Here is a 22,568-nt window from a genome sequence, read left to right on the forward strand (position 1 = left end):
TCCCTGGCCATGCTCGGCAGCGCCGTCACGCACCGCAACCGAGAGCGGACCGAACGGGGGGTGGGCGGAGGAATCGCTGCGCCGTTGGCATGGAAAGCGGTCCGTGTCCGCACGAACCCGGTGACGCCGGGTTAGACATCCCGACGATCGGATCGTCACTTCTTGACTTCGACCGGAGTCGGAGCGCTGCCCTGAGCGACCCCGCGCCGCGCGCCGACCGTGACCACGAGGCACCGATGACACCCCACCCCCGAAGCGCCGCCCTGCTCGCGGCCGCCGCCCCCTGCCTGCTCGCCTGCCTGCTCGCCGCACCCCCGGCCGCCGCCGCGGACACCCGTCCGGCCGCCGCGGACACCCGCCCGGTCGTCACCGGGACCCCGCACGGCGCGCACCGGCCGGTGGACAAGATCCACCCCGTCCAGCCCCCGCCCGGACGGCTCGCCCAGGGCGGACCCGTCCAGCGCGCCGTCCCCCGCCCGTCCACCCGTTGAGGCCCCGCACCGTCACGTCCCGCACGTCCATGGAGGAACCACCGATGCACCGCAAGCTGCGCCAGCTGCCCGCCGTCACCCTGCCCGCGATGGTGGCCGGACTGACCCTGGTGTGCACCACCGCCCTGCCGGCCGGCACCGCGTCCGCGTACGACCTGCGGCTGCGCGCCTGGGGCAACAACGCCAGCGGGCAGCTCGGCGACGGCAGCGCCAAGACCCAGCGGCTCACCCCCGTCTCGGTGGTCGGCATGGCCGGTGCCGAACTGAACGGCATCGCCGCCGGCGGCACCGCCACGGCCGGGTTCGCGCTCGCGCTGCTCGCCAACGGCACCGTCGAGGCCTGGGGCAAGAACGACAAGGGCCAGCTCGGCAACGGCACCACCAGCGCCACCGAGGACGCGGCCGTCCCCGGCCTGGTCGCAGGGCTGACCGGCGTCGAAGCCGTCGCCGCGGGCGGTTCGCACGCCCTCGCCCTGCTCAAGGACGGCACCGTCAAGGCCTGGGGCCTCAACGACAAGGGCCAGCTCGGCGACGGCACCAGCACCAACACCAGCCTGCCGGTCACCGTCGCCGGACTCGCCGACGTCAAGGCGATCGCCGCCGGCGACGCCTTCAGCATGGCCCTGCTCAAGGACGGCACCGTCAAGACCTGGGGCACCAACGACAAGGGCCAGCTCGGCGTCACCCCGCTGCCGGTCAGCTCCACCGCCGCCGTCCCCGCGCCGACGCCCGCCACCCGCAACACCGCGATGAGCATCCCCGGCCTGACCACCGTCAAGGGCATCGCCACCGGCGCCAACCACGCCCTCGCGCTGCTCGCCGACGGACACGTGTACGCCTGGGGCCTCAACGACAAGGGCCAGCTCGGCGACGACAGCACCGTCAACAAACCCTACCCCGTCCCGGTCCAGGAACTGACCGACGTCACCGCGCTGGCCGGCGGCGCCACCCACAGCCTCGCCCTGCTGCAGGACCACACGCTGCGCGCCTGGGGCGCCAACGACAAGGGCCAGATCGGCGACGGCACCACCACCCAGCGCAACACCAGCGTGCCCGTCCCGGGCGTGGCGGGCGTCGAGGCGATCGCCGCCGGCTCCGCGCACAACCTGGCGGTGCTGGCCGACGGCACCGTGCAGGCCTGGGGCCTCAACGACAAGGGCCAGCTCGGCGACGGCACCACCAACCAGCGCAACACCCCCGTCCAGGTGCTCGCCAAGTCCGGCAGCGTCTCCCTGGTCTCGGCGCCGAGCAGCGGCAACTTCAGCCTCGCGCGCTGACGCCGAGGCCGGCGCCGTTGCCGAGGCCGATGCCGACGGCGACACCGACTCCGTTACGAGGAAAGGCACTTCATGACGTCCACGCAGACCGCCACCGCCGGCCGCTCCCGGTTGCGCCCCGGGTTGCGCCCCGCGCTCGCCGCCGGGCTGGCCGCGTTCACCGCCTTCAGCCTGGCCGCCGTGCCCGCCGGGACCGCGCACGCGCAGGAGAAGCGGCTCAAGGCCTGGGGCAACAACCGCTCCGGGCAGCTCGGCGACGGCACCTGGACCGACTTCCGCACCACCGCCACCACCGTGCTCGGCCTGACCAGCGCCGAGGTCGTCAAGATCGCCGCGGGTGGCGGCGGCTCCACCACCGGGCACGGGCTGGCGCTGCTCACCGACCGCACCGTGCAGTCCTGGGGCGCCAACAGCTCCGGGCAGCTCGGCGACGGCAGCGTGTTCAGCCACAACGCGCCCGGGCAGGTCGTCAACCTCTCCAACGCCCGCGACGTCGCGGCCGGCGGCTGGCACAGCCTCGCCCTGCTGGACGACCAGACCGTGGTCGCCTGGGGCCGCAACAACTACGGGCAGCTCGGCAACGGCACCAACAGCGACAGCAGCGTCCCCGTCCGGGTCGAGGGCCTCAACAAGGTGATCGCGATCGCCGCCGGCCTCAACCACAGCATCGCGCTGCGCGAGGACGGCACCGTCTGGGCCTGGGGCTACAACATCAACGGGCAGCTGGGCGACGGCACTTCGGCCAGCCGCAACGTCCCCGCCCCGGTCGGCGGCCTCACCGGCGTCACCAAGATCGCGTCCGGCTGCAACCACAACCTCGCCCTGGTCGGCCCGCCCAGCGGCGGTGTGAGGCCGACCAGCGGCAACGCCGTCAAGGCGTGGGGCTACAACGCGACCGGGCAGCTCGGCGACAACAGCACCATCAACCGGTACACGCCCGTCGACACCCAGGGCATCTGGCTCGGCGGCGTCTCGCAGATCGCCGCCGGCTGCAACCACAGCCTGGCCGTCACCGACAGCGACAACAAGCTGAAGGCCTGGGGCCAGAACACCTCCGGCCAGGTCGGCGACGGCACCACCGACTACCGGATCACGCCCGTCCCCGTGCCCGGCATCAAGGGCGTCCAACTGGCCGCCGGCGGACGCGAGCACACCATCGTGCTGCTCGGTGACAACACCGTCCGCTCCTGGGGCGCGAACGGCTCCGGGCAGCTCGGCAACGGCACCACCACCGAGAGCAGCACCCCCGTCACCACGCTGACCGCGCTGACCGGCGTCGACAAGATCGCCGCGCCGGTGGGCGGTGACTTCAGCCTCGCCAACTGAGGCTCCGGCAACGGCAGTCGTCGGACGGACGCGCCGGGCCCGCGCGATCGCCGCGCGGGCCCTCGCGCGCTCCGGGCGCGGGCTCCGGGAGCCGGTCCGTTACGAGGGGCTCGCGGTCGACTGCGGGCTCATCGCCCGCTCGTACAGCTTCGCCTGCGCCCGCTTGAGGAGTTCGGCGGCCTTCTTCCGCGCCGCCGCCTCCGCCTTGTCGAGCGCGCCCGGGTAGTCCGCGGCCATCTCCGCGCCCGCGCCGTAGTCGATGTCCACCGCGAGGTTCAGGTTCCCGTCGCAGACGGCCGACTTGAAGGCGAGCTGGTCCACCGGCCCGGCGGAGCCGTCGGTGAGCGGGTGCCGGACCGAGGACTGGTAGCCCTGCTGGCCGAGACCCCCGCCGTCGTTCGGCTGGAACGTCCGGCTCTCGTTCGGCTTGGGCCCGTCGAGCGGGGACTCGGCGATCTCGGCGTCGACCTCCAGCCAGTGGCAGCCGCGGGCCGCCTCGAAGACCGTCGCGTCGATGACCACCCGCCACTCCTCCGCCGCCGCCGCGGTGTCGTAGCTGCAGCTGAGGGTCTGGGACGGGTCGCTCTCGACGCCCTCGCTCGTCACCGGTATGGAGTCCTTCAACTGCCCCGGCAGGCCCGGGTCGCCCACCGCCGCGCACAGGTCGTCGATCATGCGGTACCAGCCGACCTGCCTCGGCTGGGCGACGGCGCTGGGGCTGCTGCGGTCGTCGTCGCTGTCGCCACCGCCGCTGCTGCAGGCGGTGAGTAACACGAGGCCGGCGGCCGCCAGGGCGGCCGCGCCGGCGCGGGGGTTTCGGGTTCGACTCGTCACGGCGCCAGGGTAGTGCGGTTGCCGCGCGCGTTCACCGCGTTTGCGATGCCTTGACAGGCGGACGCCGGTGGGAGGGTCGGGGCATGGACCAGTGGACCGTCCGGGCGTCGTCGACTCGGCCGGAGGCGGGCACGGTCGCTTGGCGCGCTCCGGAGTCGTTCACCGGCTTCGGCGCCGCACCGGCCGGCACCGGCCAGGAGTTCGCGGCGGACGGCCTCGATGGCGTCGGCGAGTTCGATCCCCTGACGGCACGTCATGTACGGCCCCACGGTGGTGGAGTGCTCTGTCGCCTGGGGTTGGTGGTGGACTCGTCGCTGGTCAACCGCCTTGTGCGGAGAGGTACTCGGCGAGGTACGGCCCGGTGCGGCTGTCGGCGGAGGCGGCGACGGTGGCTGGGGTGCCGGTGGCGAGGACGCGGCCGCCCGCGTCGCCGCCGGCGGGGCCGAGGTCGATGACGTGGTCGGCGCCGGCGATCAGCGGGAGGTGGTGCTCGGCGACCAGGACGGTGGCGCCCGCGTCGACGAGGCGGTGGAGTTGGGCGGTGAGGACCTCGCTGTCGGCGGGGTGCAGGCCCGTGGTGGGTTCGTCCAGCAGGTAGAGGGTGTCGCGGCGCCGGGCGTGCTGGAGTTCGGCGGCGAGCTTGACGCGCTGCGCCTCGCCGCCGGAGAGCTCGGGGGCGGGCTGGCCGAGCCGCAGGTAGCCGAGGCCGACCTGCTGGAGGGTGGTGAGGACGCGCCGGGCGGCCGGGGTGTCGGCGAGGAAGTCGGCGGCGGCGTCGACGGTCAGGGCGAGCACGTCGGCGATCGTCGAGCCGCGGTAGGTCACCTCCAGGGTCTGCGGGGCGTAGCGGCTGCCGTGGCAGGCGGGGCAGGGGCTCCAGGCGGTGGGCAGGAACAGCAGCTCGACCTCGATCGCGCCCGCGCCCTCGCAGGTCGGGCAGCGACCGGACGCCACGTTGAAGGAGAACCGGCCCGCGCCGTAGCCGCGGGCCTTCGCCTCCTCGGTGGCGGCGAACAGCTTGCGGACGGTGTCCAGCAGCCCGGTGTAGGTGGCCAGGTTGGAGCGCGGGGTGCGGCCCAGCGGGGTCTGGTCGAAGGTCACCACCCGGTGGTCGGCGGCGGCCGCGGCCACCGCCGCGAGCAGCGTCGACTTGCCCGCGCCGGACACGCCCGTGACGGCGGTCAGCACGCCCAGCGGTACGTCCGCGTCCAGGTCGCGCAGGTTGTGCCGGGTGATGCCGCGCAGGCGCAGCACGCCGCTCGGGGTGCGGCCGCGGGACGGCGGCGGGGGCGGCGGGTCGAACAGGAAGCGGCGGGTGGCGGAGTCGGCCACCGCGCGCAGGCCCTCGACCGGGCCGCTGTGCAGGATCCGGCCGCCGCCGGTGCCGGCGGCGGGGCCGACGTCGACCAGCCAGTCCGCGCTGCGCACCACCGCCATGTCGTGCTCGACCACGAAGACCGAGTTGCCGGCCGCCCGGAGTTCGGCCAGGACGCGGCGCAGCGCCTCGGTGTCGGCCGGGTGCAGGCCCGCCGAGGGCTCGTCCAGGACGTACACCACGCCGAACAGGCCGGAGCGCAACTGGGTGGCCAGGCGCAGGCGTTGGAGTTCGCCGGTGGAGAGGGTGGGGGCGGCGCGGTCGAGGGCGAGGTAGCCGAGGCCGAGGCGTTCCAGGGCGGTGAGGCGGTCGACCAGGTCGGTGGTGATCAGTCCGGCCGGGCCGTCCCCGGCGGTGTGCGGGCGCAGCAGGTCGGCCAGGCGGGCGGCGGGGAGGGCGGCCAGGCCGGTGATCGGCAGGCCGGCGAAGGTCACGGCGAGGGCTTCGGGACGCAGGCGCAGGCCGTGGCAGTTCGGGCAGGTGGACTGCTCCAGGAAGGCGGCGGCCCTGGTGCGGGCGGCCTCGCTGCGGGACTCGGCGAAGGCCTTGAGGACCAGGCGGCGGGCGCTGCCGTACTTGCCCCGGTACGGGCGCTGGACGCGGCCGGGCTCGCGCTCGGGGTGGACGGTGACCACCGGCTGCTCGTCGGTGAACAGGATCCACTCCCGTTCGGCGGCGGGCAGTTCGCGCCAGGGCCGGTCCAGGTCGTGGCCGAGCGCACCCAGGATGTCGCGCAGGTTCTTGCCCTGCCAGGCGCCCGGCCAGGACGCGACGGCGCCCTGCCGGATCGAGAGCGAGTCGTCCGGGACGAGCGAGCGCTCCGTAGCCCGGTGCAGCACGCCCTGCCCGTGGCACTCGGGGCAGGCGCCCGCCGGGGTGTTCGCCGAGAACGCGTCGGAGTCCAGCCTCGGCGCGCCCGGCGGGTAGTCGCCGCAGCGGGAGAGCAGCATCCGCAGCAGGTTGGACATGGTGCTGATGGTGCCGACGGACGAGCGCGAGGACGGGACGGAGCGGCGCTGCTCCAGCGCGACGGCCGGCGGCATGCCGGTCACCGCGTCCACCTGCGGGGCCTCGACCTGGCGCAGCAGGCGGCGGGCGTACGGCGAGACCGACTCCAGGTAGCGGTGCTGGGCCTGGGCGAACAGGGTGCCGAAGGCCAGCGAGGACTTGCCGGAGCCGGAGACCCCGGTGAACGCGACCACCGCGCCGCGCGGCACCGCGACGCTCACGTCCCGCAGGTTGTGCACCCGGGCGCCGCGCACCCGCACCATGCCGTCGTCGTCGATCGTGTTCTGGTCCACCGCGCCACGCTAACCCGGGGGCGGGCGCGGGGCGGGGAGCGGCACATGGCTGAAAGTTGCTGAAAGTGTTTGCCGAATGGGGAGGGCGGAGCGGAGGGACTGGAGGGGTGGATGGGAGTTATCTTCCTATTTTTGCCGGTTCGGATAGCCGATCCGTGTTTCCCGCGCGTGTGCATCCGAACGCAAGGAGATGAAATTTCTTGCACCGATGCCTTGACGGTGCGCGCGGCCGGGGTGGATCGTCTTCCCGTTCCCTCCTCAAGTCCCCCACCACCTTGGGAGATTCATCGATGTCCGCTGTCCGTAGAACCGTGCCCGTCGCCGCCGCGGCCGGCGCGCTGGTGCTGGGCGTGCTGATGCCGCTCGGCCTGCAGGGCACCGCGCAGGCCGCCGCCACCCCCAACGGCGGCGACGTGATCGCCAACCTGTTCCAGTGGAACTGGAACTCGGTGGCCGCCGAGTGCGTCGACGTCCTGGGCCCCAAGGGCTACGGGGCGGTGCAGGTGGCCCCGCCGCAGGAGTCGATCTCGCTGTCCGGGCACCCCTGGTGGGAGGTCTACCAGCCGGTCTCGTACAGCCTGAACAGCCGGATGGGCAGCGACGCGCAGTTCCGGGCGATGGTGGCGGCCTGCCACGGCGCGGGCGTGAAGGTGTACGTCGACGCGGTGATCAACCACATGGCGGGCAGCAACCAGAGCAGCACCGACGGGTACGGCGGCTCGGCCTTCAGTCCGGCGGCGTACAGCTACTCGGCGGTGCCCTACGCGAAGTCGGACTTCCACGGCTCCCCGCCGTGCCCCAACGCCGACCTGGGCATCAACGACTGGAACAACGTCACCCAGGTCCAGGAGTGCCAACTGCTCAACCTGGAGGACCTGAACACCGAGAGCGACTACGTCCGCGGCAAGATCGCCGGCTACCTGAACACCCTGGTCGGCGCGGGCGTCGACGGCTTCCGGGTGGACGCGGCCAAGCACGTCGCGCAGGCCGACATGGCGAACATCCTCTCCCGGGTGAGCGACACCCGGTGGGGCGGGCGGCCGTACGTCTACCAGGAGATCTTCCCGGGCAGCGGCGGTCAGTTGGCGCCCGCCGCGTTCGAGGGCAACGGCAGCGTGCTGGAGTTCACCTACGCCTCCAAGCTCAGCCAGCAGTTCAACGGCAGCATCGCCAATCTCAAGACGTTCGGGCAGAGTTGGGGCTTCGAGCCGAGCGACAAGTCCGCCGCCATGGTGACCAACCACGACCTGGAGCGCGACCGGACCACGCTGACGTACAACGACGGCAGCAAGTACCGGCTGGCGCACGTCTTCGAACTCGCCTGGGGCTACGGCACCCCGCAGGTGTACGCGGGCTACCGGTTCGCCAACAAGGACGACTCGCCGCCGGCCGACGGCAACGGCTTCGTCACCGACGTCGACTGCGGCAACGGCACCTGGACCTGCACCGACCGCGACCGGGGCATCGCCAACATGGTCGGCTGGCACAACGCGACCCGGGGGCAGTCGGTCGCCAACTGGTGGGACAACGGCGGCAACGCGATCGCGTTCAGCCGCGGCGCCAAGGGCTGGGTCGCGATCAACAACGGCTCCGCCGCGCTCACCCAGACCTTCACCACCGGCCTGGCGGCCGGCACCTACTGCGACGTCATCCACGGCGACCTCAGCGGCTCCGCCTGCACCGGCCCGACCGTGAGCGTGGACGGCTCCGGCAAGGCGACCGTCACCGTGGGCGCGGGCGACGCGGTCGCGCTGTACGCCGCCACCACCGGCACCGCCAGCCCGAGCCCCTCGGCTTCCGCCTCCGCGTCGGCGAGCGCCAGCGCCAGCGCCAGCGCCAGCGCCAGCGCCAGTACCAGCGCCTCGCCGTCCCAGTCGCCCGGCGGGACGGTGACGGAGAGCTTCCACGAGACGAAGACCACCGTGGTCGGCCAGAGCGTCTACCTGGTCGGCTCGATCGCCCAGCTCGGCAACTGGAACCCGGGCGCGGCCGTCGCGCTCTCCCCGGCCGGCTACCCCGTGTGGAGCGGCAGCGTCCAACTGCCCGCCAACACCGCCTTCGAGTACAAGTACATCGTCAAGGACGCGGCCGGGAACGTCACGTGGGAGAGCGGCGCGAACCACAGCGCCAACTCCGGGGCCACCGGCGGCACGCTGAACGACAGTTGGGGCGGCGCCGGTTCGACCGGGCAGGTCACGGTGAACTTCGCCGAGAACAAGACCACCGTGGTCGGCCAGAACGTCTACCTGGTCGGCTCGACCGCCCAGCTCGGCAGCTGGAACCCGTCCTCGGCGCTGCCGATGTCCAGCGCCTCGTACCCGAACTGGACGCTGTCGCTCACCATGCCGGCGAGCACCGCCTTCGAGTACAAGTACATCGTCAAGGACGCCGCCGGGAACGTCACGTGGGAGAGCGGCGCGAACCGCACCTACGCCACCGGAGCCTCCGGGACGGCCACCCTCGGGGACAGCTGGAAGTAGCCGCACCCGGGGCGCGAGACCCCCACGGAATGAGGCCGCCGTCCCCGGCAGGGGGTGGCGGCCTCGCCGTTGTGGCGGGGCGGGACGGGGGCGGGGCGCGTCAGTCGCCGGACGGGAGCGGGCCGTCGGCGAGGCGGGCGGCGATCACGGTGGTGCCGCGGGCCGGCCGGCCGCCCGGGCCGGGGGTGAACTCGACCGTGCCGGGAGCGAGTTCGCCGCCGCAGTGGTCGCAGGTGACGGTCGGGCGGGCCGGGTGGCCGCAGGCGGTGTGGCGGGGGACGAGCGGGGCGCCCGCGGGGTCGGAGCGGTGCCGGTCGCCCCAGGCGAGCAGGGCCAGCACGATGCCGTGCAGGTCGCGTCCGGCGTCGGTCAGCAGGTACTCGTCGCGGGGCGGGCGCTCGCTGTAGCGGCGGCGCTCGACCAGGCGCTCGGCCACCAGGTGGTCGAGGCGGGCGGTGAGGATGTTGGTGGCGATGCCGAGGTCCTGACGCAGCTCCTCGAAGCGGCGCAGCCCGAGGAAGAGGTCGCGCAGCACCAGCAGCGTCCACGGGTCGGCGACCGCCCCGGCGGCGCGCGAGACGGAGCAGGGGACGTCGGCGAAGCGGGTGCGGTCCACGGCGTCCAGTCTAGGGCGCCCCGCCCTAGTGACTTGCATGATGCAAGTGAGGTGCTACGGTCGGCGGGACGGACGGCGACGGGGGCGGGGCCGGTCCGTGCCCGTACGCCCGCGCGCCCGCCCGCACCACGCCCCGGGAGGCAGCGATGTACCACGCCCTCACCCGCGCCAGGGTCCGCTCGCTGTGGCGGCGGATCGGCACCGGCGACTACCGGGCGGCCGTCGCCACCGCCGCCCCCGACCTGCGCTTCCGGTTCGCCGGCGACACCCCGCTCGGCGCCGAACTGGTCGGCCGCGACGGCTTCGAACAGTGGTTCCGCGCCCTGTACGAGCGCTTCCCCGGGCTGCGGCTGACCCCGCGCGAGGTGCTGGTCCGGGGCTGGCCCTGGCGCACCACCGTGGTCGTCCGCCTCGACGTGGCGGCCACCCTCGCCGACGGCACGCCCTACCGCAACGAGGCCGTCCAGTGGATCACCCTCCGCTGGGGCCGGATGACCGCGGACGAGGTGCTGGAGGACACCAAGGCGCTGGACGAGGCGTGCCGCCGCCAGGCCGCCGCGCTGGCCGCCGCGACCGGCTGAGGGGCGAGGGGCGGGGAGCGGCGGGGGTCAGCGGCGGGCGGCGCGTTCCCGGTGGAGCTCGACGAAGGAGGCGACCTTCGCCCGCACCGCCCACGGGTCGACCGGCTTCGGGATGAAGTCGGCGGCGCCCGCCGCGTACGCGCGCATCGCGTGGTCCGCGCCGCTGCCGATCGCGGTGACGAAGACGATCGGGATGTCGCGGGTGCGGGCGCGGCGCCGGATGTGCTCGGCCGTCTCGTAGCCGTCCATGCCGGGCATCTGCACGTCGAGCAGGATCGCCGCGTAGCCGTCCGGCTCCATCAGCGCGCGCAGCGCGTCCGGACCCGAGGTCGCGGAGACCAGCTCGTGCCCGTGCGGACCGAGCAGCGCCTCCAGCACCACCAGGTTCTCCGGACGGTCGTCCACCAGCAGGATCTTCGGCGGCCGCGCGCCGTCGGCACCCGCGCCGACCGGCGCCCCGGCAGGTGGGGACGGCGCCGCCGTGGTGCCCTGCTGCCGCTCCACCAGGGCGAGTTGGCGCTCCAGCAGGGCGTACCGCACCCCGGCCCGGGCGGACTGCTCGCGGGCGCGCTCGGCCTGCTCGGCCAACAGCTCGGCCTGCTCGACGAGAGCGGTCCGTTCTACGTCCCGTTCGGTGCCCCGTTCGGCGCCCCGGGGGTGCGGGACGGCCTGCTCGGCGGCCGGGCGGGGATCCCGCGGGGGAACGCGGGCGTCCAGCTCGGCGAGCGCCCGGCGGCTGTGCGCGAGCGCCCGCCCGGCCCGTTCCGCCAGCTCGTCCGCCTGCTCGATCTCCCGTGCGGCGGCGTGCAGTTGGCCCTCGATCTGGCACACCGCCCGGCCGATCGGCCGGGCCACCCGCAGGGCGGCCATCCGCGAGCGGCGCAGCCGCTCCCGGACGGACGACCGGTCGATGAGCCCGGCGGCGCGGGTGTCGAGCAGCGCCTCGACGAAGTCCCACGGCGGGATGCGGGCGGCCGAGAGGTAGGCGTCGACGGTCTCCGGGTCCAGCCCGCAGCGGGCCGCCGAGGCCGCCACCCGGGTGTCCGGGTGGCGCAGCAGGGCGCGCAGCTCCTCGCCGAACTCGCGCTGCTCCGCGCCCAGTCCGTCCGCCAGCGGCGGGAGGCCGTCGGCGGCCGTCACCGGCCGCACCCCGCCCGGAGGGCCATGGCCGTCCGCGCCAGCACCCGAACCCGCATCCGCACCCGCGTACCTCCACTCGCACCGGTCGGCCCGCCCCGTCCCGGCCGGAGCGGCCACGACGGGACGCGACCATCCGCGATCGCGTCGGCCGAGACGGCGACAATACGACACCGGGAGAACAAATGACGGCCAGTCAGGTCACGGTTCGGGGGCGGTCGGAGGCGTAGGGGGTGGCGGCCGGCCCGGGTGCCCGGGCGGCGGGCCGTCGCGACCGCACGTCTTCGGCCCGGAGCGGGACACGGCGGGCCGGTCGGCACGGGTCGGCGTCGGTCGGCTTCGGTCGGCTTCGGGCGGCGTCGGCGGGGCTCTCGCCGATGGCGGCCGCGGGACGCCCGGCGTGCGCGCAACGGCGTGGTGCCGGGTGCGCGCCGTCGCGCTGCGCCATCGGGCGCATTCCGGCGGGCCGTGGCGGGCCGTGGCCGGGCGGGGGCGGCGCGGGGCGTGACGATCGGGGCCGGAGGAACCCCGCGCACCCCGTGCGGGGCGGAGAGGAGCGTCGTGGTGATGGATCGTCGTCGGTTCCTGGCGATGGGCGGAGCGATGGGCGGAGCGGTGGGGGCGGGACTGCTGCTGGGGGCGGCCCCGGCCCGGGCGCGGGAGGCGCGGGGCCAGGGCGTGCGGGCGTTCCCGGCGCGGCCGCGGGACGCCCTGCGGGCCGCGCCGCCGGACTGGCAGGCGCTGCGGCAGCGGCTCGGCGACCGGCTGGTGCTGCCCGCCGACCCCGGCTACGGGACGGCCCGGCTCGGCTTCAACGAGCTGAACGACGACCAACTCCCGGGCGCCGTCGCCAAGTGCGCCTCCGCCGACGACGTCCGGGCCTGCCTGGACGTGGCGCGCGGCCACGGCATCCCGATCGCCGCCCGCAGCGGCGGCCACAGCTACCTCGGCTACAGCGTCCCCGACCGCGGCCTGGTGATCGACCTGCGCGCGCTGAACACCGTCCGGACCAACCCCGACGGCAGCTCCGAGGTCGGTGCGGGCGCCCGGCTGATCGAGGTGTACGCCGGGCTCGCCGCCGCCGGACGGCTGCTGCCCGGCGGGAGCTGTCCGACGGTCGGCATCGGCGGCCTGACCCTGGGCGGCGGCATCGGCGTGCTGGCCCGCAAGTACGGCCTGACCTGCGACCGGCTGCGCGCCGCCGAGGTGGTCACCGCCGACTCCTGCGTGCGCACCGCCGACGCCGAGCACGAGAGCGACCTGCACTGGGCGCTGCGCGGCGGCGGGGGCGGCAACTTCGGCGTCGTCACCCGGTTCACCTTCGACACCCCGCCCGCGCCCGGCCTGACCGTCTTCATCCTGCCGTTCCCCGCCGGATCCGTCCCGCAGGTGCTCGGCGCCTGGCAGCAGTGGGTCGCCGACGCCCCGCCCGAGCTCTGGGCCAGCTGCCAGGTCTCCGGCGGCAACCCGCCGACCTGCCGGATCGTCGGCTGCTGGGTCGGCGACCCGTCCGGCGCGAACCCGCAGCTCGACCGGCTGGTCCGGCTGGCCGGCACCGCGCCGACCGGGCGGACCGTCGCCGCCAAGGACTACCTGGCCGCGATGAAGTTCATGGCCGGCTGCGCCAACGACACCGTCGCCCAGTGCCACCCCACCTGGGAGGGCGGGCGGCTGACCCGCACCGGCTTCGTCGCCGTCTCCCGGATGCTCGGCCCGCGGCCGCTCGACCCGGGCCGCCTCACCGAGCTGATGACCGGCCGCACCGGCGTCGACCTGCTGCTCGACTCGCTCGGCGGCGCGGTCGGCGAGATCGCCCCCGACGGGACGGCGTTCCCGCACCGCGGGTCGCTCGCCAGCGCCCAGGTGTACGCCGGGGCGACCGCCGCGAACGCGGACCGGGTCCGGGCCACCGTCGACGAGGTCCGCGACGGCCTCGCCCGGCTCGGCGCGCCCGGCGCGTACGTCAACTACATCGACGCGACGCTGCCGGACTGGGGGCGCGCCTACTACGGCGACAACCTGCCGCGGCTGCGCGAGGTCGCCCGGCGCTACGACCCGGACGGGGTGTTCGCCTTCCCGCAGAGCGTCGCCGCGGCCTGAGCGCCGAGTGCCGGGCGGGCGCCGGGCGGGTGCCGGGGCCCCGCCCGGTAGCGGCCCGGGGTCGTGCCGGCGAGGTCGGTGGACGCCGCGATGAAGCCGCCGGGGTCGGCCCGGCCGCGGGCGTGGGCGGTGTGCGAGGTGCCGTGGCCCTCGGCCCGGAGCACGGGCGCGTGGTGGACGCGCACCCGGGTGCGCCACGCGTGGAACGTCATGCCGAGCTCGTCGCGCGGCAGTCGGCTCAGGGTGCGGGCACCGGCCCCGACCTGCCGGCCGAGCCCGGCCGGCGCCCGGCGCAGGATCCGCACCTGCCCCCACCCGGTCGCCGCCCTCCTGCGGGCGGTCCGCCTCACGGGCGCCCACGACGCGCTGCGCGAGGCCCCGCGGACCGTCGCCGCGCTCTTGTTCGACGGCCCGGACGGACCCGGCGAGAACGCCGCTGCCGACCCTCAGCGCTCGTAGGTCATTTCGGGGAAGCGCGGGGACGGGCCGTCCAGCAGGTGGTCGTCGTGGCCGCGCAGCCAGCGGTCGAAGAAGGAGGCGACGTAGGCGCGGGTGGCGGCTTCGGCCCGGGCCGGGGCGAGGTCGCCGATCTGGTCGCGGAGGGCGGCGGGGGAGAGGGCGCCCTGGCGGGCGAGCTGGGGGAGGAGGGACTCGGCGTCGGTGTAGGAGCCGTGGCGGGAGCCCTCCAGGGTGACGTCCGCGTGCCAGCCGGTGCTGTGCCGCCACAGGGCGTCCCAGCCGGGCTGCCGGTGGTAGGAGCCGGAGTCGGCGCTGCGGGTGCCCATCAGCAGGAAGGGACGGCTCAGGCCGTCCTCGGCGAGGTCGGTGAGGTGGACGCCGCCCCGCCCGTCGGGGTCGGGGAAGTGCAGTTGGCCGTCCAGGTCGACGGCGGCGGCGATCCGCGGGTCGTCGTGCATGGCCTGGAGGGCGGTGAAGCCGCCCGCGGAGTGGCCGGCCATGCCGATCCGGCCGAGGTCCAGCGAGGCGGCCAACCCGGCCTGGAGGCCCGGCAGTTCGCCGAGGCAGCCGAGCCGGTCGAGGACCAGGCGGGTGTCGGCGACCCGGGCGTCCAGCGACCGGCGCAGCACCGAGGCGACGTCGAGGTCCGGGTCGCCGAGCATGCCGGGCAGCACCGAGGTCGCCAACTCGCCGCTCGGAAAGGCGACTTCGGAAGCCTCGTAGGTGTGGTCGACGGTCACCACCACGTACCCGCGGGAGGCCAGGTCCTCGACCAGCGCCGTCCCCCAGGCGCGCGGGTCGCCCAGCCCGGCCGAGTACAGCACCACCGGGCGCGGTCCGCCGGGCAGCACCGGGGCGTCCGTCCGGGCGTGGGTGCGGATCGAGGACCAGTCGGTACTGCCGGGCGTGACACCGTAGTTGATCAACCCGATGCCGTCCGGACCGCCGAAGTGCGCTCCGGCGGCCGGAGTCATGTACGGGGCCGGTCCGCCGCCGGACGGGCGGGCGGCCGGGTACCAGAAGCTGACCATCAGCTCGCGGGTCCGCCCGGCCGTCCACGGGTCGGGCCGGGAGTCGTCGGCGAGCAGCAGCGCGGTCGTCCCGATCGCGAACGGCCCGGTGGGCTGCGGGAGTCGGGCCGTCGCCTGCCGGGTGTCGGCCACCGCCGGTGCCTGGCCCGCCGGTAGCACCAGTGCCGCGAGCAGCAGGGCCGCCCCGATCCGTCCGCGCTTGCCCATCGCCGGTTCCCTCCGTGTTCGGTACGTGCTGGCGGGCACCACCGTACGGGGACGAACGGGTGGTCGGCGTCGTACCGGAGGGCCAACCGGCGGGGTAGTACCCGGGTATGACGCCCGATCAGGTGGTGGTGGACTCGTCGCGGCCGCGCGGTCACCCCAGGGCGCGGGCCCGGTGCAGCAGGAAGGCGCCGGCGGCGGCGGCCAGGACGGCCATGCAGGCGGTGAAGACCAGGCCGGCGTCGGGGAGGCCGAGCGGCCCGGAGAGCAGGCCGACGCCGATCACCGGGACGGAGATGCCCAGGTAGCCGACCACGAACAGGGCGGAGAGCACTCCGCCCCGGTGGGCGGCGGGGGCGGCCGCCGCGACCTCGCCGACCGCGCCGCGCAGACCCATGCCCTGGCCCGCGCCGCCGACCAGGGCGGCCAGCACCAGCGGGGCGAGGGTCTCGGTGGCGAGCGAGAGGGCGAGCAGGCCCAGGCCGCCGATCAGCACCAGGCAGCCCAGCGGGACCGCCCGCCGGGTGCCCAGCCCCGGCACCAGCAGCTGGCCGACGGTGGAGGCGAAGAACACGGTGGCGACGATCAGCCCGACCAGGGCGTGGTCGCGCACGCCCAGCTCCTCGGCGAGGAACGCGGGCGCGACCGAGGTGAACACCCCCATCAGTGCGAACCCGGCGAACACGGCGATCGCGGCGGGCACGAACACCCCGCGCACCTCGGCCGGCAGCGACGGCCGCCGGGGCCGCGCGGTGCGGACCGGCCGGGCCCCGGGCACCGTCTCCGGCAGCGCGCGGACCACCGCGAACGAGACCGCCAGCAGCACCAGGTGGACGGCGAACGGCAGCGTCAGCGGCCGTGCCGCGTACTGGGCGAGCAGCCCGGCCAGCAGCGGCCCGCAGCCCAGGCCGCCCATGTTGGCGGCGGTCGCGGCGAAACCGGCCCGGCCCTTGCGCCCGGGCGGGGCGAGTTCGAGGACGTACGCGGTGGCGGTGCCGGTGAACAGGCCCGCCGCGAAGCCCGACAGCAGGCGGCCCGCGAACAGCCAGGGCAGGCCCTGCTCGGCGAGGAACACCACCGCGCTGGCCGCCGCGAACGCCAGTCCCGCCAGCAGCACCGGCCGCCGCCCCACCGCGTCCGAGACGTTCCCGAACAGCAGCAGCACGCCGATCACCCCAAACGCGTAGACGGCGAACACCACCGTCACCATCAGTTCGGAGAAGCCGATCCGTTCCTGGTAGAGCCCGTACAGCGGGGTGGGCAGCGTGGTGCCGGCCATGCAGACGGCGAACGCGGCCGCCGCCCCGAGGTACCCGTTGCGTCGACGATCTGTCACCACCTCACCGTAGACCGTGGGCGGGCGGCGTGGGCGGACGTGCCGCGGCCCCGGCCGGAGGGGTTCCGGGCCGGGGCCGCGAGGGGGTGCGGGTCGGGTCAGTGGCGGCGGCTCCGGGCGGTCAGGCGCAGCGCCGCGCCGGTGAGCAGGGCGAGCAGGGCGGCGGCGCCGGCCCCGAGGGCCCAGCCGGTGCCGGTGGACGGGAGGGCGCCGCCGTCGGCGGCGGGGGAGCTCCCGGTGGGCGAGGGGAGCGGGAAGGTGTTGGTGACCTCGACGGCCGCGCTGCCGCGGACCGTGGTGCGGCCGCCGGCGACGGAGTAGCCGACGACGTCCCCGGCCGGGACGTCCTGCTCGGTGACGGTGCACTCGGCGCCGTCGGGGACGGTGACCTCGCGGGTCTCGCCGTCCTTCAGCGCGAACGCGCCGTCGGCGGCGGCCAGCGGGACGGGGCCGCTCGCGGTGGTGCAGGTGAGGGCGAAGGAGTACGGCCCGGCGCCGCCGTTCACCACGTGCTTGGTGACGGTGAGCTTCCCGGCCGGGTAGGTGTTGGTGACGGTGATGGTCGCGCCGGTCGGGTCGCCCGCGGTGACGACCACCGGGTCGTCGGCGGTGCCGTGGTCGACGACGGCCCGCGCCGCGCCCGCGGTGTCGATCTCCTCGGCCCAGCAGCGGGTGCCGACGGGCAGCGGGGAGACGGTGACGGGCCGGTCGGCCGTCAGCTGGTAGTCGTGGTGCAGGACGAGGTCGGTCGCGTCGCCGGAGGCGTCCGGCAGGGCGCAGGAGACGGTGACGGTGAAGGTCTTCCCGGCCGCGTACCGCGCGGCCTCGCCGGCGGTCAGCACCCCCAGGGCCGAGCGGGTGGGGGTGAAGCGTCCTGGTCGTGGCATGGGCGGTCCTTGCCGTGGAAGCAGACAAATAAGGCGAAACCCTACGATCCGCACGTCGGGGCGCGGGGTGGCCGCACCGAGGGGCTGATCGTCTGTCAGGCGAACGGCGGGACGCGGCGGGCGCGGCGGGCCGGGCGGCGTCCGGTGGCCGGATCGATCGGGTGAGCGTTCCCCGAACGCCCTTGCGGAGGCGGCGCGTCGGGCCGGAGGGGCGTGTGCGATCGGCGAAGCGGCCTTTCGGACAATGCGACGGAATGCTCCTCGGTCCGGTGGGCGCGGATCCGGCGGAAACGCGCGCCGAGCGCCCGCGGTGGCGCGAAACCGCCCTTGCGAGCCGGGCGCGCGCCCCAGCAGCATGCACACCCGGTGACCACCCGTGCACCAGCAGTCGCGGCCGGGCGGGTGCGCCCCGCCGTCGCGGAGCCGCCCCCGCCGTCGCGGGGCCGCGGCGCCACCCCCGTGAACGAAATGAGACAGCAGTGCGATCCCGTCGTCCCGCCGCCCTCCTCCGCAGACCCGCCGTCGGCGCGCTCGCGCTCGCCCTCGCGGCGCCGCTGCTGCTCGCCCTCCCGGCCCCCGCCTCGGCCGCCCCGGCCGACGCACCCCCGGCCGGGCCCGTCGCGTACGTCGCCTACGTCGTCGACCAGGACGGCGGCGCCCTCACCACCGTCGACACCGCCACCCGGCAGCCCACCGGGCGGATCGCCCTCCCCGGCAGCGCCCGGCCCGCCCGGGTCGCGGCCGCGCCCGACGGCACCCGCGTCTACGTCACCGACCAGGGCGCCCCCACCGTCTGGGCCCTGGACGCCACCGCCCCCGGCCGGGCGCCCGTCCCGATCGCCACCCGCACCGGCACCAGGGCCGTCGCGGTCTCCCCGGACGGCACCCGGCTCTACGTCGGCGACTACCAGGGCGACCCGGCGGAGGGCCGGGTCACCGTGCTCGACCCGGCCACCCGGGCCGCCACTGCCAGCGTCCCGGTCGGCTTCCTGCCCGAGGACGCGGCCGTCTCCCCCGACGGCCGCGAGCTCTACCTCGTCCAGCCGCTGGGCCTCACCGTCGTCGACACCCGCAGCAACACCGTCACCGCCACCGTCCCGCTGTCCGGCTCGCCCCGGCGGGTCGCCCTCGCGCCCGACGGCCGGCACGCGTACGTCACCGCGTACGACACCGGCGTCGTCGCCGTGATCGACACCGCCACCCGCACCGTCGGCGCCCAGGTGCAGGTCTACGCGGGCGCCGACGGCGTCGCCGTCAGCCCCGACGGCGGCCTCGGCTACGCGAGCAGCGCGCTCGGCCCCACCGTCACCGCGTTCGCCACCGGCGGCGGACGGGTCACCGGCATCGTCGAGACCCCCGACGAGCCCGGCGCCCTCGCCCTCACTCCCGACGGCGGCCAACTCTGGGTCGCCAACCGGGCCAACGGCTACCTGACCGTGCTCGACACCGCCACCGACACCGTCCTCGGCCGGTCCGGCACCGTCCGCACCCCGACCGACCTGGTCATCCCGCGCCCGCCCACCCCCGTCCACCGGGAGGCCGACCTCGCCGTCGGCCTCACCGCGCGGCCCGTGGCCGGGCTGATCGGCGGCCGGATCGACTACACCCTCAGCGTCACCAACACCAGCGCCACCACGACCGCCACCGGCGCCACCCTCACCGCCACCGTCGTCCCCGGCGCCGTCACCCCCACCACCACCGCCCCCGGCTGCACCGCCGCCCCCGGCCGGATCACCTGCACCGTCACCGGCCTCGCGCCCGGCGCCACCGCCACCCGCACGTTCGCCCTCCCCGTCGGGCTGCTCGGCCTCGGCACCGCCTACCAGACCACCGCCACCCGCACCGCCTCCGCCCCCGACGACCCCGACCCGTCCGACGACAGTGCGAGCCGCAGCTGCGTGGCGCTCACCGGGCTGGTCGTCAACTGCGCCTGAGCGGCGGGCCGGGCCCCGGAGGGCGCCCGGGGCTCGACGGGCCGAAACGGGTGAACGCTCACATAATGGGCCGTATGGCTGACAAGACGAGCAGTGCGGACCGACCGGCCTCGGTCACCGTCGGCGGCCGCGAGATGCGGATCAGGACCATCGCGTTCCTGGTGCTCGGCGTGCTGGCGGTCTGGTTCATCGCCGTGAACACCGCCTCCGTGCAGATCCGGCTCTGGATCCCCACCGTCACCCTGCCGCTGTGGTTGGTCCTCCTGGTCACCCTGCTGGTCGGCGTCGCGCTCGGCCGGCTGCTGGCCCGCCGCCGCGCCCGGGGCTGACGGACCGGGCCGCCGCCCGTCGACGCTCGGCGGGCGGCGGGCGGCGGGCGAGGGCGTCCCGCGGTCCTCCCGCGCAGGCGTCCTCCCGGTGTCCGCGGGGTGAACGGTCGTTCGAGCCGGTGCGCCCGCCGATGTGGCCTGACACCATGTCAACCATGATTGAGGCCAGTCGAGTTGACGAGCCACGCCTGTCCGTCGTGCGCCGCCGGACGGGTCCCGGACCGAGCCGCCGCCTCGTCCCCCTGACGGCCGTGCTGCTGTCGGTGCTGCTGACGGGCGTCATCAGCCTGGCGGCGAGCGGCAACCTGTTCCTGCCGTTCCGGACGGTGACCGTCCTCGAGGGCCGGATGGGATCCAAGGCGGAGTTCTTCGAGGACGAGGAGGTCCGCCGGATCCTGCTGCGCCACGGCATCCGGGTGCACGCGACCACCGCCGGATCGCGGGAGGTGGCACTCGACGACCTGACCCCGTACGACTTCGTCTTCCCCTCCGGCCAGCCGTCCGCCGACGAGATCGTCGCCCGGCGCAACGGCAAGGGGTACGCCCACGTGTCCCGCCCGTTCGTCAGCCCGCTCGTGCTCGCCACCTACCGCTCCTACGCGCAGACCCTGCAGGACGCCGGCGCGGCCGCGCCGCAGCGGACCGGTGCCGACGGGTCGCCGCCGCTCTACTACGACCTGGACCTGGCGGCCTTCCTCCGGCTGGTGGCCGAGGGCCGGACCTGGAACGACCTCGGCGTCCGCGGCCACGGGCCGGCCAACGGCAACGCGGTCGCCGCCCACACCTCGCACGTGTGCCAGTCCAACTCGGCGGCCACCTTCCTCGCCCAGGTCGCGTTCACGCTGCACGGCACCGAGCCGAAGACCCCCGGGGCCGCCGACGAACTCGCCGCCAGGATCAAGCCGCTGCTGTCCGCCCAGGGCATGCCGGGCGCCGACGTGTTCCAGCCGTACCTCACCGAGGAGGGCCGCGGCATCGCCCCGGTCGTGGTCGGCTACGAGCACCAGTACCTGGCCTACCAGATGCGCTTCCGGGCCCGCACCGGGCATCCGGACGGCGAGCGCGTCCTGCTCTACCCGTCGAACCAGTTCGTGACCCAGCCCCAGTTCATCGCCCTGAGCCGGCGGGCCGACCGGCTCGGCGAGCTGATCACCGACGACCCGGAACTGCGCGCCCGCGCCGCCGCCCTCGGGTTCCGTCCGTTGAAGGAACCGGACTCCGAACGGGGGTTCGCCGGCTTCCTGGAACAGCGGGGCATCCCGGCTCCCGGAACGGCCGGGGACGACACCCGGACCACGATGCCCTCCCGCGACCTGCTGGAACGCATGATCTCCGCCGTCGGCGACTGCCCGCCCGCCGGACCCGCGCCCTCACCCGCGCCGTGACACCTTCCCCCGCCGCCCGAGGAGGCCCGTAGCGTGTTCACCGAGATGTGGTCGAGCGTCTGGTGGCCGTGGCCCCTGGTCTGGACGCTCGCCGCCGCCAGCCTGCTCGCGCTGCTGGGCCTCGGCGCGCTGGAGCTGCGCCGCAGGAGACGGTGGACCGGCCCGGACGTCACCGCCCGGATCTGCGTCTACCTCGACCACCAGGCGGTCATGAACCTCTACCGCACCGGCCGCTACACCGAGGCGCTCACCCAGGAGGTGGAACAGCGCAGCAGCCGCAGCCGCGTCCTCGGGGCCGACGGCGCGCTGGTCCAGGGGCTCGGCCTCTCGGGGAGCCTCCAGCGGGGCGAGGAGCGCGTGCGCACGTACGTGCAGCAGGAGCGGCCGATGGACGTGATCGGCGTGCTGGTCCAGGCGCTGGAGCGGGTCGACGGCATCGTGCACGCCGACCTCCGCACCATGACCGTCCGGAGCACGCCGGCCCTCGCCCGCTCGTCCGCCGCCGCGGGCCGGCGCCCCGGGAAGCAGTCGTCCGAGGCCCGGCTGAGCGACGTCGACGACTACGTCCTGCTGCGGGGCGTGTTCCGGGCGGCCGACCCGGCGCCGGGGGCGGGCGGCACGGCCTTCCTGGCCGCGTACGGCCCCGTCGGCGCGCACGGGCCCGCGCCGGCCGTCCGGGTCGCCTGCGACGACCCCACCGGTCTGATCGGCGACCCGGCCCGCCACCGGATCGTCAACGGCTACTGCCTGGGCACGGTCAAGGAGTGGAACGACGCCGCCGGCACGCTGGAGGTCCGCGCCGTCGCGATCTTCGACTGACGCGCCCCGCCCGGACCGGGCCCGTCGGCGCGGGAAAAGGTGCGGGCCCGTCCGGGCGGGGGTACGAAGGGCGGACGGAGGACCGCCCGCTCAGGAGAGGACGCCGGGATGTTCGAGCAACGACGTGCCCGCCGCCAGGCCAACCGGGCCTTCGACCACGGGGACGGGGTCACCCGCTACCAGATGCGTCAGAAGGTCCTCGCCATCGGCGACGACTACTGGATCGACGACGACGCCGGGGACCACGTCTACAAGGTGGACGGCAAGGCGCTGCGGCTGCGCAGGACCTTCCACATCGAGGACCGGGCCGGCCACCGGGTCGCCACCGTGCAGGGCCGGGCGCTGCGGATCAGGGACTCGATGGAGATCGAGGACGCCGACGGCAACCGCGTCGCCATGGTCAAGAAGGCCCTGGTCAACCCGCTGCGCGACCGCTGGCACATCGAGCAGGCCGACGGCCTCGACCTCGCCGTCCACGGCAACGTCCTCGACCACGAGTACACGATCGAGCGCGACGGCCGCAAAGTCGCCGAGGTGTCCAAGAAGTGGTTCCGGCTCCGTGACACGTACGGTCTAGATGTACTGACCACGGAGGTTGGTGACGGGGTTCACGGTCTGGCGATCTTGAAATGAGTGAGGGCCTTCTGGCTCGGTGTGGATTGCGAC

19 protein-coding genes are annotated in these 22,568 nt (G+C 75.2%); 11 read left to right on the forward strand and 8 right to left on the reverse strand.

The window, feature by feature from the left end; translation table 11 throughout:
• The first annotated feature begins 236 nt into the window (after positions 1-236).
• The 3 genes from ACZ3J7_RS36140 to ACZ3J7_RS36150 all read left to right on the forward strand — a co-directional run bounded on the left by ACZ3J7_RS36140 (position 237) and on the right by ACZ3J7_RS36150 (position 3,094).
• Complete coding sequence (locus ACZ3J7_RS36140; RefSeq protein WP_465627543.1) at positions 237-491, forward strand: hypothetical protein; 255 nt, start codon at positions 237-239, stop codon at positions 489-491.
• Positions 492-535: 44 nt separating this feature from the next.
• Positions 536-1,768 carry an RCC1 domain-containing protein gene (locus tag ACZ3J7_RS36145; RefSeq protein ID WP_465627544.1) on the forward strand — a complete coding sequence of 411 codons (1,233 nt, stop codon included), beginning with the start codon at positions 536-538 and terminating at the stop codon, positions 1,766-1,768.
• 72 nt (positions 1,769-1,840) lie between these two features.
• On the forward strand, positions 1,841-3,094 hold the full coding sequence (locus ACZ3J7_RS36150) for an RCC1 domain-containing protein (RefSeq protein WP_465627545.1): 1,254 nt from the start codon (positions 1,841-1,843) through the stop codon (positions 3,092-3,094).
• A 99-nt stretch (positions 3,095-3,193) separates the two neighbouring features.
• On the opposite strand, the gene ACZ3J7_RS36155 is transcribed toward ACZ3J7_RS36150, so the two are convergent.
• Both ACZ3J7_RS36155 and ACZ3J7_RS36160 read right to left on the reverse strand, forming a co-directional pair.
• Complete coding sequence (locus ACZ3J7_RS36155; RefSeq protein WP_465627546.1) at positions 3,194-3,928, reverse strand: hypothetical protein; 735 nt, start codon at positions 3,926-3,928, stop codon at positions 3,194-3,196.
• A gap of 318 nt (positions 3,929-4,246) precedes the next feature.
• Positions 4,247-6,574, reverse strand: a complete 2,328-nt coding sequence (locus tag ACZ3J7_RS36160; RefSeq protein WP_465627562.1) for an ATP-binding cassette domain-containing protein — start codon at positions 6,572-6,574, stop codon at positions 4,247-4,249.
• 320 nt (positions 6,575-6,894) lie between these two features.
• Here ACZ3J7_RS36160 and ACZ3J7_RS36165 point away from each other — a divergent pair, with 320 nt between their 5' ends.
• Positions 6,895-9,084: a carbohydrate-binding module family 20 domain-containing protein gene (locus ACZ3J7_RS36165; RefSeq protein ID WP_465627547.1), complete on the forward strand. Its 2,190-nt coding sequence runs from the start codon at positions 6,895-6,897 to the stop codon at positions 9,082-9,084.
• Between the two features lie 100 nt (positions 9,085-9,184).
• On the opposite strand, the gene ACZ3J7_RS36170 is transcribed toward ACZ3J7_RS36165, so the two are convergent.
• On the reverse strand, positions 9,185-9,700 hold the full coding sequence (locus ACZ3J7_RS36170; RefSeq protein WP_465627548.1) for a winged helix-turn-helix transcriptional regulator: 516 nt from the start codon (positions 9,698-9,700) through the stop codon (positions 9,185-9,187).
• 146 nt (positions 9,701-9,846) lie between these two features.
• Between ACZ3J7_RS36170 and ACZ3J7_RS36175 the strand changes: the two genes are divergently transcribed.
• Entirely contained in the window at positions 9,847-10,281 is a 435-nt protein-coding gene (locus tag ACZ3J7_RS36175; RefSeq protein ID WP_465627549.1) for a nuclear transport factor 2 family protein, read from the forward strand.
• 27 nt (positions 10,282-10,308) lie between these two features.
• Here ACZ3J7_RS36175 and ACZ3J7_RS36180 read toward each other — a convergent pair whose 3' ends face one another.
• The gene (locus ACZ3J7_RS36180) at positions 10,309-11,421 is read right to left on the reverse strand and encodes a response regulator (protein WP_465627550.1); all 1,113 of its coding nucleotides are present in this window, start codon (positions 11,419-11,421) and stop codon (positions 10,309-10,311) included.
• Positions 11,422-11,985: 564 nt separating this feature from the next.
• Here ACZ3J7_RS36180 and ACZ3J7_RS36185 point away from each other — a divergent pair.
• Complete coding sequence (locus ACZ3J7_RS36185; RefSeq protein WP_465627551.1) at positions 11,986-13,518, forward strand: FAD-binding oxidoreductase; 1,533 nt, start codon at positions 11,986-11,988, stop codon at positions 13,516-13,518.
• On the opposite strand, the gene ACZ3J7_RS36190 is transcribed toward ACZ3J7_RS36185, so the two are convergent.
• The 4 genes from ACZ3J7_RS36190 to ACZ3J7_RS36205 all read right to left on the reverse strand — a co-directional run bounded on the left by ACZ3J7_RS36190 (position 13,467) and on the right by ACZ3J7_RS36205 (position 17,435).
• A complete protein-coding gene (locus tag ACZ3J7_RS36190) occupies positions 13,467-13,823 on the reverse strand; it encodes a helix-turn-helix domain-containing protein (protein ID WP_465627552.1) in 357 nt (118 codons plus the stop codon). The genes ACZ3J7_RS36185 and ACZ3J7_RS36190 overlap by 52 nt on opposite strands.
• 141 nt (positions 13,824-13,964) lie before the next feature.
• A complete protein-coding gene (locus tag ACZ3J7_RS36195) occupies positions 13,965-15,215 on the reverse strand; it encodes an alpha/beta hydrolase family protein (RefSeq protein ID WP_465627553.1) in 1,251 nt (416 codons plus the stop codon).
• Positions 15,216-15,366: 151 nt separating this feature from the next.
• Positions 15,367-16,551, reverse strand: a complete 1,185-nt coding sequence (locus ACZ3J7_RS36200) for an MFS transporter (RefSeq protein WP_465627554.1) — start codon at positions 16,549-16,551, stop codon at positions 15,367-15,369.
• A 95-nt stretch (positions 16,552-16,646) separates the two neighbouring features.
• Positions 16,647-17,435, reverse strand: coding sequence for a DUF5979 domain-containing protein (locus ACZ3J7_RS36205; RefSeq protein WP_465627555.1), 789 nt, complete (start codon positions 17,433-17,435; stop codon positions 16,647-16,649).
• Between the two features lie 479 nt (positions 17,436-17,914).
• Between ACZ3J7_RS36205 and ACZ3J7_RS36210 the strand changes: the two genes are divergently transcribed.
• The 5 genes from ACZ3J7_RS36210 to ACZ3J7_RS36230 all read left to right on the forward strand — a co-directional run bounded on the left by ACZ3J7_RS36210 (position 17,915) and on the right by ACZ3J7_RS36230 (position 22,535).
• On the forward strand, positions 17,915-19,369 hold the full coding sequence (locus ACZ3J7_RS36210; RefSeq protein WP_465627556.1) for a YncE family protein: 1,455 nt from the start codon (positions 17,915-17,917) through the stop codon (positions 19,367-19,369).
• A 74-nt stretch (positions 19,370-19,443) separates the two neighbouring features.
• The gene (locus ACZ3J7_RS36215) at positions 19,444-19,698 is read left to right on the forward strand and encodes a lipopolysaccharide assembly protein LapA domain-containing protein (RefSeq protein WP_465627557.1); all 255 of its coding nucleotides are present in this window, start codon (positions 19,444-19,446) and stop codon (positions 19,696-19,698) included.
• Between the two features lie 155 nt (positions 19,699-19,853).
• A complete protein-coding gene (locus ACZ3J7_RS36220) occupies positions 19,854-21,083 on the forward strand; it encodes a hypothetical protein (protein WP_465627558.1) in 1,230 nt (409 codons plus the stop codon).
• A gap of 33 nt (positions 21,084-21,116) precedes the next feature.
• Positions 21,117-21,902, forward strand: a complete 786-nt coding sequence (locus ACZ3J7_RS36225) for a hypothetical protein (RefSeq protein WP_465627559.1) — start codon at positions 21,117-21,119, stop codon at positions 21,900-21,902.
• 108 nt (positions 21,903-22,010) lie between these two features.
• Entirely contained in the window at positions 22,011-22,535 is a 525-nt protein-coding gene (locus ACZ3J7_RS36230) for an LURP-one-related/scramblase family protein (RefSeq protein ID WP_465627560.1), read from the forward strand.
• The last annotated feature ends 33 nt before the right edge of the window (positions 22,536-22,568 follow it).

This window comes from Kitasatospora sp. NPDC015121, from assembly GCF_055562955.1.